General features: G+C 72.0%; 12 protein-coding genes. 10 read left to right on the plus strand and 2 right to left on the minus strand.

What is annotated here, in order from left to right; genetic code table 11:
• Positions 1-14 precede the first annotated feature (14 nt).
• The 3 genes from OC490_RS46615 (at position 15) to OC490_RS46625 (ending at position 2,775) form a co-directional block, all read left to right on the plus strand.
• Positions 15-1,568, plus strand: coding sequence for an acetolactate synthase large subunit (locus OC490_RS46615; protein WP_262064142.1), 1,554 nt, complete (start codon positions 15-17; stop codon positions 1,566-1,568).
• A gap of 359 nt (positions 1,569-1,927) precedes the next feature.
• The gene (locus OC490_RS46620) at positions 1,928-2,269 is read left to right on the plus strand and encodes a hypothetical protein (RefSeq protein WP_262064143.1); all 342 of its coding nucleotides are present in this window, start codon (positions 1,928-1,930) and stop codon (positions 2,267-2,269) included.
• A 278-nt stretch (positions 2,270-2,547) separates the two neighbouring features.
• Positions 2,548-2,775 (plus strand): hypothetical protein, encoded by a 228-nt coding sequence (locus tag OC490_RS46625; RefSeq protein ID WP_262064144.1) that lies wholly within the window; start codon positions 2,548-2,550, stop codon positions 2,773-2,775.
• Between the two features lie 401 nt (positions 2,776-3,176).
• On the opposite strand, the gene ppdK is transcribed toward OC490_RS46625, so the two are convergent.
• A complete protein-coding gene (gene ppdK, locus OC490_RS46630; RefSeq protein WP_262064145.1) occupies positions 3,177-5,879 on the minus strand; it encodes a pyruvate, phosphate dikinase in 2,703 nt (900 codons plus the stop codon).
• A gap of 15 nt (positions 5,880-5,894) precedes the next feature.
• Positions 5,895-6,797, minus strand: a complete 903-nt coding sequence (locus OC490_RS46635) for a universal stress protein (protein ID WP_262064146.1) — start codon at positions 6,795-6,797, stop codon at positions 5,895-5,897.
• Positions 6,798-6,963: 166 nt separating this feature from the next.
• Between OC490_RS46635 and OC490_RS46640 the strand changes: the two genes are divergently transcribed.
• The 7 genes from OC490_RS46640 (at position 6,964) to OC490_RS46670 (ending at position 13,499) form a co-directional block, all read left to right on the plus strand.
• Positions 6,964-7,794 carry a universal stress protein gene (locus tag OC490_RS46640; protein ID WP_262064147.1) on the plus strand — a complete coding sequence of 277 codons (831 nt, stop codon included), beginning with the start codon at positions 6,964-6,966 and terminating at the stop codon, positions 7,792-7,794.
• A 16-nt stretch (positions 7,795-7,810) separates the two neighbouring features.
• Entirely contained in the window at positions 7,811-8,317 is a 507-nt protein-coding gene (locus OC490_RS46645) for a hydrogenase maturation protease (RefSeq protein ID WP_262064148.1), read from the plus strand.
• Positions 8,317-10,602: a carbamoyltransferase HypF gene (gene hypF / locus OC490_RS46650; protein ID WP_410099269.1), complete on the plus strand. Its 2,286-nt coding sequence runs from the start codon at positions 8,317-8,319 to the stop codon at positions 10,600-10,602. The genes OC490_RS46645 and hypF overlap by 1 nt, the downstream gene beginning before the upstream one ends.
• Before the next feature lie 6 nt (positions 10,603-10,608).
• Complete coding sequence (locus tag OC490_RS46655; RefSeq protein WP_262064150.1) at positions 10,609-10,866, plus strand: HypC/HybG/HupF family hydrogenase formation chaperone; 258 nt, start codon at positions 10,609-10,611, stop codon at positions 10,864-10,866.
• Between the two features lie 226 nt (positions 10,867-11,092).
• Positions 11,093-12,232 carry a 4Fe-4S dicluster domain-containing protein gene (locus tag OC490_RS46660; protein ID WP_262064151.1) on the plus strand — a complete coding sequence of 380 codons (1,140 nt, stop codon included), beginning with the start codon at positions 11,093-11,095 and terminating at the stop codon, positions 12,230-12,232.
• On the plus strand, positions 12,232-12,696 hold the full coding sequence (locus tag OC490_RS46665) for a Crp/Fnr family transcriptional regulator (RefSeq protein WP_262064152.1): 465 nt from the start codon (positions 12,232-12,234) through the stop codon (positions 12,694-12,696). Before OC490_RS46660 ends, OC490_RS46665 begins: the two co-directional genes overlap by 1 nt.
• Complete coding sequence (locus tag OC490_RS46670) at positions 12,693-13,499, plus strand: FAD/NAD(P)-binding protein (protein WP_262064153.1); 807 nt, start codon at positions 12,693-12,695, stop codon at positions 13,497-13,499. Before OC490_RS46665 ends, OC490_RS46670 begins: the two co-directional genes overlap by 4 nt.
• Position 13,500 lies beyond the last annotated feature (1 nt).

Genomic DNA, 13,500 nt, shown 5'->3' on the forward strand with positions numbered 1-13,500 from the left:
AAGGCGGAGTCACCGTGAACGGTGCCCATGCCGTTGCCCGGACCCTTCTGGACTCCGGAGTGGAGGTGTGTTTCGCCAATCCCGGCACCTCCGAACTGCACTTCGTCGCCGCCCTTGACGACGAGCCCGCGCTGCGGGCCGTGCCTTGTCTGTTCGAGGGCGTGGCGACCGGCGCGGCCGACGGCTACGGCCGGATGACCGGACGCCCCGCCGCCACCCTGCTTCATCTGGGCCCCGGACTCGGCAACGGCCTGGCCAACCTCCACAACGCCCGCCGCGCCGGGACCCCGGTGGTGAACCTGGTAGGCGACCATGCAAGGTTCCACAAGAAGTACGACGCGCCGCTGGAGTCGGACGTCGACGCGCTGGCCCGTACCGTCTCCGGCTGGGTCCGCCGCTGCGACGATCCCGCCACGGTCGGCGGTGACGTGGCGGAGGCGGTGGCCGCCGCGACCGGTGCCCCGGGCCAGGTGGCCACCGTGCTGCTGCCCGCCGACGTGTCCTGGTCGGACGGCGCCCGGCCCGCGCTGCCGGTCCCGGCCCGGCCCCCAACTGCCGTATCCGCGCGGGCTGTTGCCGCTGCGGCCACGGCCCTGCGTACCGGCGAGCCCGCCGCTCTGCTGCTCGGCGGCGCTGCCACCCGCGAGCCGGCCCTGAGCACGGCCGGCCGGATCGCCGCCGCCACCGGAGCCCGCCTCCTGTGCGAGACCTTCCCGGCCCGCCTGGAACGCGGCGCCGGCCTACCCTCCGTGGAGCGGTTGGGCTATCTCGCCGAAGGAGCGCTGGCCCAACTCGACGGCGTACGGCACCTGGTGCTGGTGGGTGCCCGCGCTCCGGTGTCGTTCTTCGGCCACCTGACGCTGCCCAGTGAACTGACCCCCGACGGCTGCCGGATCCACACCCTGGCCACGACGGCCGACGACATCCCGGCGGCGCTGGACGAGGTGGCGGACACGCTGGCCGTGGACACACCCGCGGTGCTCCAGGCCGCAGCGCGTCCGGCGCTCCCCACCGGTGAACTGACCGCCGAGACCGCCGCGGCCGTCGTCGGCGCGCTGCTGCCGGAGGGAGCGATCGTGGTGGACGAGGCCAACACCTCGGGGCTCTGGCTCCCCGGTGCGACCGCGGGCGCGCCACGCCACGACTGGCTCACCCTCACCGGCGGAGCCATCGGACAGGGTCTGCCGCTCGCCGCGGGCGCCGCCCTCGCCTGCCCCGACCGGCCGGTGCTGTGCCTGGAAGCCGACGGTAGCGCCATGTACACCATCTCGGCGTTGTGGACCCATGCCCGAGAAGGGCTCGACATCACCACGGTGATCTTCGCCAACCGCTCGTACGCGATCCTCAATTTGGAGTCCCAGCGCCTGGGCGTGCCGGCGGACGGCTCCGCACACCACGACCTGCTCGACCTGACCCGCCCCGGCCTCGACTTCATCGCCCTTGCGCGGGGTATGGGTGTACCAGCATCGCGGGCCACCACCACCGAGGACTTCACGGACCAGTTGCGCCGAGCCTTCGCCGAGTCGGGCCCACATCTCATCGAGGCGGCTGTGCCACCTCTGTTCTGAACTTGCTGCGAGGCCGTTCGTGAGGCCGGTGAACTCCGCTCTGACAAGTACCGTCGAGATAGGCCTCGCGCACGGGGCACGACCAGACACCCCGTTCCTCCAGCACTCACCCGAACGCCTATTTCCGTGTGCTGATGTCACGACTATGGTGACCCGTCAAAACTGCGGAACCGTCGGCTTGCGCCGGCCTACCGCCTGGCCGTTCTCATCGACCCATCACTGCCACTGACGGACAAGGATCACGAGAAGCTCATTCCCTTGTTCACCCTCCAGGGTGTGGAGGCGGATCTGCCTCAGCGACAACCGAGGGCAGCGATCCGCTTTCCCAGCTTGCTCGGGCCAGCCTCCAACCATCGGCCATGAAGTTCAGCGGGCTCGGACTCCAGGAAGCCGCTACAGGCCCTGGCCCCAACTTCCGCCTTTCCGACACCTCCCATGGCGGATTGATCTCGGCCAACGACGTCGGCGACTTCCTTCAACGTGTGCAACGCGCTGTCGCTCGCTTCGCCAGAGCGCGGCGCAGGCGCGTTGCGGACGTCGTGAAGCTGCAGCTCCTGGACTTTGAGGTCGCCCGGCTGGACGTGGCCGCCTCCGTGCCGGGATCGGTCATCGTTGACCTGCGGCCTCACGCCCAGTCGGACGGCGAGGAACGTGGAGAGCTTCCGCCGTCCGGTGTGCGTGGGCGGAAATCGGCGCCGTAGAGCTTGTACGGGCTCTTCCTGAGGGCCCCAATGATGAAGAAAGAGTCCATGGACTCGCTGTTCAGCGCGTCGCCCGTGGTGCGACGCGCCGTGGCTGACTTGATCCTCGGCCTGCCCAACCGGAATCTGGACATCAGCCTGGCCGTGAAGCGCGAAACGGGAGAGCGCATCGTCTCCAGCCTCTCTGTCGGGCAGTCCGAGTCTCTCCGCGAGCGGCTCAACATCATCCGCAGATCTTCTATTTCGAAACCCGAGCCGGTGTGGAGATCCATGGATTCGTGGACGAATCACTGGCCAACACCGTCAAAGCGAATCTTGACGAAGAGGTCGAGGTAGCACTGGAGAGTTTCGTCCTGCGCTCAGCCGCCGGCAGGCGAAGTCAACGCCGCTATCGGCTCATCGAAGTGGCTGGCCAACAGCCTTCACCGACCAGAGAATTCCGCGCGATGCCGACGAGTGACGTCAAGATCGAAGACTGGACGTCTCAGCAGGTATCGGCTGAATAACGCACTGCCGCCATTACCCCCTGCTGGTATACGCTCCCCGCGCAGGGCTTTCACCATTGTCGATTGCCCGTATTTTTCGGCCCCGTGCCCCCGGGTCGCAGTGACTATCTGACCACTGTGAGCGGCTGGAGCCGTATCGCCGGCTACGTAGCTCCAGCCCTTCGTCCTTCCCAGCCTTTTCGAGTCCGGGGTGCACTCCCGCACCGCACCCCGGGTGGGTGGTGAGGACGGTCAAGTGCGAGGCGGCGCCGGAAGGAGATCCCGGCGCCGCCTCGCGCTCTGGGCCGGCGCTCACAGCGTCCTCAAGGTGAGGCAGGCACGGGCCCCGTGGCCATGGAGCGACGCTCCTTGATCACCGAGGAGACCCGTGCCTCGAACGCCGTCATGGCTGACCGATCCGCTCACCTGCTGTCGCTGCCCCCGGTGATGTCCATGAGTGCCGCCCGTCCGGCCTCCAGCCGTGCCGCCGGTATGCGGAACGGGGAGCAGGAGACGTAGTCGAGACCCACCCGGTGGAAGAAGTGGATGGACTCCGGGTCACCGCCGTGTTCGCCGCAGACCCCGGTCTCCAGGCGGGAGTTGACGCTGCGGCCCGCCTCGACGGCAAGCTCCACCAGCCGGCCCACGCCCTCCTGGTCGATCGTCTCGAACGGCGACACGGTGAAGACGCCCTTCTCCAGGTACAGCGGGAAGAAGGAGGCCTCGGCGTCGTCGCGGGACAGGCCCCAGGTGGTCTGGGTCAGGTCGTTGGTGCCGAAGGAGAAGAAGTCGGCGTACTCGGCGATACGGCCCGCGGTGAGCGCGGCGCGCGGCAGCTCGATCATCGTGCCGATCGGGCAGTCGAGGGTCGTGCCGGTCTCCTCCTGGACCTCGACGAGGACCCGTTCCGTCTCGGTGCGCGCCAGCCGCAGTTCCTCGACCGTCCCGACGAGCGGGATCATGATCTCGGCACGCGGCCGGCCACCGGCCCGCAGTCGCGCGACCACGGCCTCGGCGACGGCCCGCACCTGCATGGCCATCAGACCGGGCACGGCCAGACCGAGCCGGACACCGCGCAGCCCCAGCATCGGGTTCTCCTCGTGCATCCGCTCGACGGCGGCGAGCAGTTCGCGATCGTGCGCGTCCGGGTGCTCGGTGCGGGCCAGGCGTACGGCCAACTCCGTGCGGTCCGGCAGGAATTCGTGCAGCGGCGGGTCGATGAGCCGGATCGTCACCGGGAGTCCGTCCATCGCCTTCAGGATGCCGGTGAAGTCCTCGCGCTGGAGCGGCAGCAGGGCTGCCAGAGCCTCCTGGCGGGCGCTGTCGTCGCGGGCCAGGATCATCGCCTCGACCAGTGACCTGCGTTCGCCGAGGAACATGTGCTCGGTACGGCACAGGCCGATGCCCTGCGCGCCCAGACTGCGGGCGCGTACGGCGTCCTCGGGGGTGTCCGCGTTGGCCCGGACTTCGAGGCGTCGTACGGAATCGGCGCGGGTGAGGGCGCCCAGGACCGCCTCCGTCAGCGGGCCGTTCGCGGTGCCCGTCTCCAGGGCGCGGCCGACGTCGGAAGCGGTCAGCGGGAGGGCGCCGAGGTGGACGGTGCCGGCGGTGCCGTCGACGGAGACGGTGTCGCCCTCGTGCACCAACACGCCTGATTCCGTGGTGAATTGACGCGCCACCGGGTCGACGGTGAGGGTTTCGGCGCCGCAGACGCAGACCTTGCCCATGCCGCGTGCGACGACGGCGGCGTGGCTGGTCTTGCCGCCCCGGCTGGTCAGGACCGCCTGTGCGGCGATCATGCCGGGCAGGTCGTCGGGGGTGGTCTCGCGGCGGACGAGGACCGTGTCCTCGCCGGCCGCGGCGCGTCGTACCGCCTCGGCGGAGTCGAAGACCACGACGCCCACTGCCGCGCCCGGGGAGGCGGGGACGCCCCGGGCCAGGGGTACGTCGGCGGGGGTGGTGTCGAAGCGGGGGAACATCAAGCGGGTCAGTTCGGCGCCGTCGACGCGGACCAGGGACTCGTCCGGCGTGATCGTGCCCTCCTCGCGCAGGTCGTGGGCGATGCGGAAGGCGGCTTCGGCGGTGCGCTTGCCTACGCGGGTCTGCAGGATCCACAGCTTGCCGCGCTCGACGGTGAACTCGACGTCGCACAGGTCGCGGTAGTGGTGCTCCAGGGTGCGCAGGTGATCGCTGAGCTGGAGATAGGCGCGTGGGTTGAGCCGTTTCAGCTCGCTCAGGGGCAGGGCGTCGCGGACGCCCGCGACGACGTCCTCGCCCTGCGCGTCGGGCAGGTAGTCGCCGTACATGCCGCGTTCGCCGGTGGCGGGGTCGCGGGTGAAGGTGACGCCGGTGCCGCTGCTTTCGAATGTCACGGCGGAGCGGAGGTTGCCGAAGACCATCGCCTGGACGTTGACGGCGGTGCCGAGGTCCTCGGAGATGTGTTCGCGGTGGCGGTAGATGTGGGCGCGTTCGCCGTTCCAGGAGTCGAAGACCGCGCGGATGGCGCGGGTCAGCTGTTCGGCCGGGTCCTGGGGGAAGTCCTCGCCGGTCTCCTTGCGGATAATGGCCTTGAACTCCTCGGTGATCAGGGCGAGTTCGGCGGTGTCGAGGTCGTGGTCGCCGGTCACCTCGCGCTGTGCCTTGTGCGTGGCGATGGCCTCCTCGAACAGGTCGCCGTCCACGCCCATCACGGTGTGCCCGAACATCTGGATGAGCCGCCGGTAGGAGTCCCACGCGAAGCGCTCTTGTCCGGACGCCTCGGCAAGCCCGGTGACGGAACGGTCGTTCAGGCCGATGTCGAGGATGGTGTCCATCATCCCGGGCATGGAGAAGCGGGCGCCCGAGCGCACGGACACCAGCAGCGGATCGTCGGGGGCGCCGAGGGTGCGGCCCATGGTCCGCTCCAGTCCGGCCAGCGCGCGGGCCGCCTCGACGGCCAGCTCGGGCGGCTCCTCGCCCGTCTTGAGGTAGGCCGTGCAGGCCTCGGTGGTGACGGTGAATCCGGGCGGCACGGGCAGCCCGAGCCGCGTCATCTCGGCCAGGCCCGCTCCCTTGCCGCCCAGCAGGGCGGCCATCTCGCGGCTGCCTTCGGCGAACTCGTACACGTACTTGGTCGGTGCGGTCATCGGGATTCGGGCCTCTCACTCGTGGGGTACGACGGCCACGGGGCAGCCGACGTGATGGATGGCGGCGTGGGTGACGGGGCCGATACGCGGTCCCGCCGGACGGTCGGTGAGGTGCCGGCCGACCACGAGGAGGCTCGCCCCGGAGGCGGCCCGGAGCAGCGCGGACTGGGCCCGGCCCTCCGCGACCGTCTCGGCGACCTCGACGCCGGGGTACTTGTCGCGCCACACCTGGAGTACGGCCGACAGGAAGCCGAGCCATTCCTCGGCCCGCTGCGGTCCGCTCACCAGGCCGATCTCGCCGGGGCCGAGCCCCAGCGGGGACGGTTGCTGCCAGGCATGGACCACGCGGAGCCTGGCGCCGCGCAGCCGGGCCGCCTCGAAGGCGAACCCGATCACCGCGTCGCAGGGATCGCCCAGGTCGACGCCCAGGACCACGTCCCGGTAGCCGGTCAGGATCGAGGGACGGCCGCCGGGCGCCGGAAGGTGTTCGTCGGCGGCTTCCTCGCCCGCCCGGACGAGGACCACGGGACGGGTGGCACGGGCCACCACACCCTGCGCGACCGAGCCCACCAGGAACCCGGCGACACCGCTCAGCCCACGCGACCCCAGCACCAGCAGCTCGGACTCCTCGGCCGCCTTCAGCAGGGCGGCGGTCGCGGGACCCTCCACCTGCTCGTCGTACGGGCGCACGTTCGGGGCAACGGCACGGACCCGCTCCTTGGCCTGCCGCAGGACGCGGCGCGCCTGCTGCCGCTGCGCGGCCGTGACGGGCTCGCCGTCCTCCTGGCGCGGGTGCCAGTTCCAGACGTGCACGAGCCGCAACGGCCGGCCACGGCGTGCCGCCTCGCGGGCGGCCCAGTCGGCGGCGGCGAGACTCTCGGCGGAACCGTCGACTCCGGCGATGACGGGCGGCAGCATGATCCGCACCTCCTGCGCTCGGTCTGCTCCTCCCCTCCAGCGTCGTCCCGCGGCCTACTGGTAGGTATGGGCCGCCAGGTCTCCAACCGGGGTCCGTTCGGCCCCAGCGCGCGCCCGCCCCGCACCGTCAGGGTGGTAGGGCCACGGACCTGGAGGGCGGCACACCATGGAACGAGTGATCATCACCGGCGTCGACCGGTCGGCGCGCAGCCGCGTCGCCGCGGACTGGGCAGCCCGCGAGGCGCTGCGGCGCGGGCTGCCTCTGCGGGTGGTGCATGTGGCACCGCCCGAGAACCTGGACCCGGTGGAGCACTGGCCCTACCGCCCGGACACCGTGGCGGACCACGTGGTCGCCGAACTCACCGCACGGCACCCGTCGTTGACGGTCCGAGCGGTGAGCCTCACCGGGGCGCCCGTCCCCGAGCTGCGGGCGGTGAGCGCGCACGCGGAACTGGTCGTGCTCGGCCTGCGCGGCGAGGGCCGGCATGCCGGGATCGCCCTGGGCTCGACCGCGGCGGCCCTCGCCACCGAGTGCGCCGGGCCCCTGGTACTGGTGCCCGGCACCCTCGCGGGGAGGGACGTCCCGGGTCACACCGACGCCGTGACCGTAGGGGGCGATGCCCGGGACCCGTCCGTCGGTGCGCTCGGCTTCGCCTTCGAGTCCGCCCGGCTGCACCGCGTCCGGCTGCACGTGGTGCACGCGTGGGCGCTGCCGGTGGGCGCCGCCGCATCGCCCGTCCCGGTGTCGGAGACGGACCGTGCCACCTGGGAGGACCACGAAGAGGATCTGCTGTCCGACGCGCTGCGTCCGTGGCGCCGGAAGTACCCGGAAGTCGACGTCCAGGAGGACGTGCTGCTGTTCCCGCCGGCCGAGGCACTGGCCCACGCCTCCGAGACGTCCGGGCTGGTGGTGATCGGTCGGCACACCGCCCCGGGCTCCACCGCCCTGGCCCTCCTGGAGCACGCGCGCTGCCCGGTCGCCGTCGTGCCGTCGTAGACCGGAGGAGAGGGCCATGAGGACGTGTACGCGCATCGCAGTCATCGGCGTCGGGAACGAGTTCCGGCGCGACGACGGTGTGGGCTGGGCCGTGGTCGAACAGCTCCGGAAGCGGGCCGAGGCCGGGGAGCTCCCCTCGGACACCGTGTTCGCGACCTGCGACGGTGATCCCGGCCGGCTGATCGCGCTGTGGGAGAGCGCCGCGCTCGCCGTGGTCGTCGACGCGGCCCACGCGCACCCGGGCACCCCCGGCCGCGTGCACCGGCTCGAACTCGACGCCGGGCGCATCGACGGACCGCGGTCCACCAGTTCGCACGGGCTGGGTCTCGGCGAGGCCGTCGAACTGGCCCGGGTCCTGGACCTGCTGCCGAAGCACCTCGTCGTGTACGCGGTGGAGGGCGCCGACGGTTCCTTCGGCACCGGTCTCTCCCCCGCCGTCGCGACCTCGGTGGACCCGCTCGTGACGGCCGTCGAGGACGAACTCACCCGGTTTCAGACCAAGTTGGCCGGGGGCCGGTCGTGATGATGCGGCGCTTCCAGGTGTACGGCACCGTCCAAGGTGTCGGCTTCCGCCCCTTCGTGTACCGCACGGCGGCCGACCTCGGCCTCGACGGCTGGGTGGCCAACGTCAACGGTCATGTCGAGGGCGAGGTCGCCGGACCGCCCCGCGCGATCGACGAGTTCACGGCCCGGCTGCGCACCGCCGCCCCCGTCCTGGCCCGGGTACGCCGGGTCCAACTGGCCGACGGGGTACGGCAGTCGGCGTACCGTCCGGGCTTCCACGTCCGCCACAGCGTGCCCGCACCCGCGGACGGCGCGGTCCGCGAGGTCCCGCCCGACGCGGCGATCTGTGACGCCTGTCTGCGCGAACTGCGCGATCCCCGCGACCGGCGCCACCGCTACCCGTTCGTCAACTGCACGGACTGCGGACCGCGCGCCACGATCATCGAGGACCTGCCCTACGACCGGATCCGCACGACCATGAGCCGCTTCCCGCTGTGCGCGGGCTGCGCGGCCGAGTACGCCGACCCGGCCGACCGGCGCTTCCACGCCGAGCCCATCGCCTGCCCGGTCTGCGGACCGGAGTTGGCCTGGGAGGACCTGCGCGGTGAGGCCGCGCTCGGGGCGGCGGTCGCGTGCGTCGCCGGGGGCGGGATCGTCGCGCTGAAAGGGCTCGGGGGCTATCAACTGGTGTGCGACGCGGGCGAGTCGGCGGCCGTGGCGGAACTGCGGCGCCGCAAGAGGCGTCCGACGAAGCCGTTCGCGGTGATGGTCCGCGACCTCGGCGCGGCGGCCCGGTTGGCGCGGATCGGCGCCACCGAACGCGGTGTCCTGACCTCCCCGGCGCGTCCCGTGGTGCTGCTCGCCCGGATGCCGTGGCACGGCTCGGACCCGCTCGCGCCCGAGGTACATCCCGGCCTGCACCGCATCGGCCTGTTCCTGCCCACCACCGGTCTGCACCACCTCCTGCTCGACGCGCTGAACCGGCCGCTCGTGGTCACCAGCGGAAACCTCGGCGACGAGCCCATCACCATCGACGACGAGGAGGCCCGGCGCGTCCTCACGGGTGTCGCCGACGGCTTCCTCACGCACGACCGGCCCATCCGCTCCCGCTACGACGACTCCGTGGTGCAGTGCACCGGCCGCACCCGGATCACCGTCCGCCGGGCGCGCGGGCTGGCCCCGGCCCCGCTGCCCCTCCCGGTGGACGAACCCGTCGCCGGAGCCGGCGCCCAGCTGAAGCACACGTTCACGCTGGCCGCCGACGGCCGGGCCCATCTCGGGCCGCACACCGGCGACCTGGCGGACTTGGCGGCCCACGAGGCGTTCCTGACGTCGTACGACCGGTTGAAGCGGCTCACCGGCATCGAACCGGTGGCCCTCGCTCACGATCTGCACCCCGGCTATCTGTCCACGCAGTGGGCAAAGGCGCAGCAGGTGCGCCGTGTCCCGGTGCAGCACCATCACGCGCACGTGGCCGCCTGCGCGGCCGAGCACGGGGTGCGCGGCCGGTTCCTCGGGATCGCCTACGACGGTCTCGGGCTCGGCGACGACGGCACGCTGTGGGGCGGCGAGATCCTCGTCGCCGACCTGAGCGGCTACCGCCGTGTGGGCAGGTTCGCCACAGCACCGCTGCCCGGCGGCGACGCGGCGGTACGCCATCCCTCCCGTGCGGCCCTCGGCCGGCTGCTCGGCGGTGAGCCACTGGGCTCTCCGCGCCCGTACCCGTGGCTGACCCGGTCCTTCACGGACCGGCTCGATCCGGCCGAGGTGGACATCGTGCGCGCCATGGTCGCCCGGGACGTCAACTGCCCGCGCGCCTCCAGTGCCGGACGGCTCTTCGACACGGTCGCCGCCCTGCTCGGTCTCGCCGACCGGGTGAGTTACGAGGGCGAGGCAGCCGTCCTGCTCGAAGCGGCGGCGGGCGACGAGCACGCCGTACCGCTCGCCCATCGCGTCGTACGCGCGCAGGGTCTGTGGGTGTACGACCCGACGCCCACCCTCGCCGACCTGCTGGAACGGCTGGCGGACGGGGAACCGGTGCCCCGGCTGGCCGCCGCCTTCCATGTGACGCTCGGGCTGGCCACCGCGGACCTGGTCGCCCGGGCGGTGGCCGAGGGCGCGCCGCACACGGTGTGCCTGGGCGGCGGCTGCTTCGTGAACCGGCGGCTGCTGACCGAGGTGAAACGCCGGCTGCACGCGCAGGGACTGCGGGTACTGGTCGGCGGTCAGGTCCCGGTCGGGGACGGCGGAATCAGCTACGGCCAGGCGGCGGTCGCCGCCGCGCGGCTGGCCAAGGAGAGGTGAACACGCATGTGCCTGGGCATACCGGGACGGATCCTGGAGATCCACGACGACGCCGGACTCATCATGTCCACGGTCGACTTCGGCGGTATCCGGCGCGAGGTGTGCCTCAGCTGCACGCCCGAGGCGGACGTCGGGTCGTACGTCATCGTGCACGTCGGCTTCGCGATCACCCTGGTCGACGAGGCGGAGGCCCGGCGCACGCTCGAAGTGCTGCGGGCGATGGCGGGCGCGGTGGAGGGCGAGCTGGGCGAGCCGTTGCCGTAGCGCTCCGCTGGGCGGAGCCGGATTGCCTCGGGTCGTCTTGAGACTGCGGGCCGTCCGGGGCTGGGCGCGCAGTTCCCCGCGCCCCTACGGGGCGCTGTGGGCCAAGCCCGTTCAGATGATCCGGTCAGCTCGTCCACCAGGGCCGGTCGGCCCCTCCCGCGGGCACTCCCGCGCATCGGAACCTGAGGGTGGACAAGCGCGATCCGCCCCGTACGAGGAGGACGACATGACCGCCACCGCAGCCCCTGCCGCCGTACTCGACCGGCACGGTCTGGACGCCCTGGTCGCGGCTCTGGTGGCGTCGGGACGCACCGTTGTCGGACCGACCGTCCGCGACGGTGCGATCGTGCTGTCGGAGCTGGCCTCGGCGGACGCGCTGCCGTACGGCTGGGGTGTCGAACTCGACGCCGGGCGCTACCGGTTGGTCCCCCGGGAGGACGGGGCCGCCTTCGCGCACAGCGCGGGACCGCAGTCCTGGAAGTCGTATCTGCACCCCGCGCGGGAGCGGCTGTGGAGCGCCGACCGGTCCCCGGAGGGCCGCGTGGTCTTCACCGAGCACGATGCCGAGCCGCCGTCGTACGCCTTCCTCGGTGTCCGCCCCTGTGACCTGCGGGCCATCGCGATCCAGGACCGAGTGCTGACCGGCGGGGCGCACGAGGACACCGGGTACGGGAAGCGCCGGCGGCGCGCACTGCTGATCGCCGCCGAGTGCACCGAACCGGGCGAGACCTGCTTCTGCGTGTCCATGGGCGGCGGACCCGCCGCCGATCCCGGCTACGACCTCGCGCTCACCGAGGTGGTCGACGCGGACGGGCACCGGTTCCTCGTGCGCGTCGGCAGCGAGGAGGGCGCCCGGCTGCTCGACCAAGTCCCTCACCGTACGGCCGACTTGGGGACGGAATTCGCCGCCCGCACCTCCGTCGACGCGGCCCGCGACCGGATGGGCCGCTCCATGCCGTCGGTCGACCTGCGGGCGCTGTTGGGCGGGAGCATGGACGCCGAGCGCTGGAACGACGTCGCCGAGCGCTGTCTGACCTGCGGCAACTGCACGATGGTGTGCCCCACCTGCTTCTGCACCACCACGGAGGAGGTCACCGATCTGACCGGTGACCACACCGAGCGCTGGCAGCGCTGGGACTCCTGCTTCGACCTGGACTTCTCGTATCTGCACGGCGGGCCGGTCCGCTCCTCGCCCCGCAGCCGCTACCGGCAGTGGCTGACCCACAAACTCTCCACCTGGCACGACCAGTTCGACACCTCCGGCTGCGTGGGCTGCGGGCGCTGCATCGCCTGGTGCCCGGCCGGCATCGACATCACCGAGGAAGTCGCCGCGCTGGAGACCGAACACGGAACGGAGACGGACTGATGCCTCCCTCGATGGCACTCCGCATGAACCACGCGCTGCCCCACAACCACCGTGACCGACTGCTGCACATCGGTCGCGAGGTCCAATTCCCGCCGGGCACCCGGCTGTTCGAGGAGGGCGGGCACGCCGACCGGTTCTGGATCATCCGGAACGGCACCGCCGCCCTCGACATGCATGTGCCCGGTCGCCGGCCCCCGGTCGTCGAGACGCTCGGCATCGGTGACCTCGTCGGCTGGTCCTGGCTGTACGAGCCGTACGTCTGGCAGTTGGGCGCCGGAGCGGTGACCCAGCTGCGGGCCTACGAGTTCGACGCGGTCGCCGTCCGGCTGATGTGCCTGGACGACCCCGCCTTCGGCCAGGCCGTCGAGCACTGGGTCGGCCGGGTGCTGGCCCACCGGCTCAACGCGGCCCGCGCCCGGATGGTCGACCTGTACGGCACGTACGAGACGAAGGAACCGCGATGACCGCCGTGCCGGTCCCCCATCGCGTGGTCGCCCGCCGGCAGGAGACCGGCGACACGGTGACGCTGCGGCTCGAACCCGTGGACACCGTGCTGCCCGACTTCGTGCCGGGGCAGTTCGCGATGGTGCACTGCTTCGGGCGCGGCGAGATCCCCGTGTCGGTGAGCTCCGTGCAGGCCACCGGTGGGCTCGCGCACACCATCCGTTCGGTGGGCGCGGTCTCCGACGGGCTGTGCGCTGCCCGCGTCGGCGACGTCGTCGGCATCCGCGGCCCGTACGGCACGAGTTGGGGACTTGAGCGGGCGCGTGGGCGGGACGTGCTGGTCGTGGCGGGCGGCATCGGGCTCGCCCCGCTGCGACCGCTGATCCTGAGCGCGCTGGCCGAGCCGGAGGCGTACCGCCGGGTCAACGTGCTGATCGGGGCACGCACCCCGGACGATCTGATCGGCCGCAAGGAGATCGAGAGCTGGGCCACCGCCTACACCGGCGTGATGGTCGACCAGCCCGACGCGGACTGGCACGGTGACGTCGGCGTGGTCACCCAGCTGCTGGGGCGGGCGCACTTCGACCCCGAGGACACGACGGCGTTCGTCTGCGGTCCCGAGCCGATGATCCGCGCCACCGCCCGCGAACTCGCCCACCGCGGAGTGCCCCGCGACCACATCCGGGTCTCCCTGGAGCGCAACATGCGCTGCGCGACCGGACATTGCGGGCACTGCCAGCTCGGTCCGCTGCTGGTGTGCCAGGCCGGTGCGGTCGTGGGCTGGGACCTGGCCGAACCCCTGCTGTCCGTAAGGGAGTTGTGAG

Origin of the sequence: Streptomyces sp. STR69 (assembly GCF_024519455.1) — a bacterium.
In the GTDB taxonomy this organism is placed as follows: domain Bacteria; phylum Actinomycetota; class Actinomycetes; order Streptomycetales; family Streptomycetaceae; genus Streptomyces.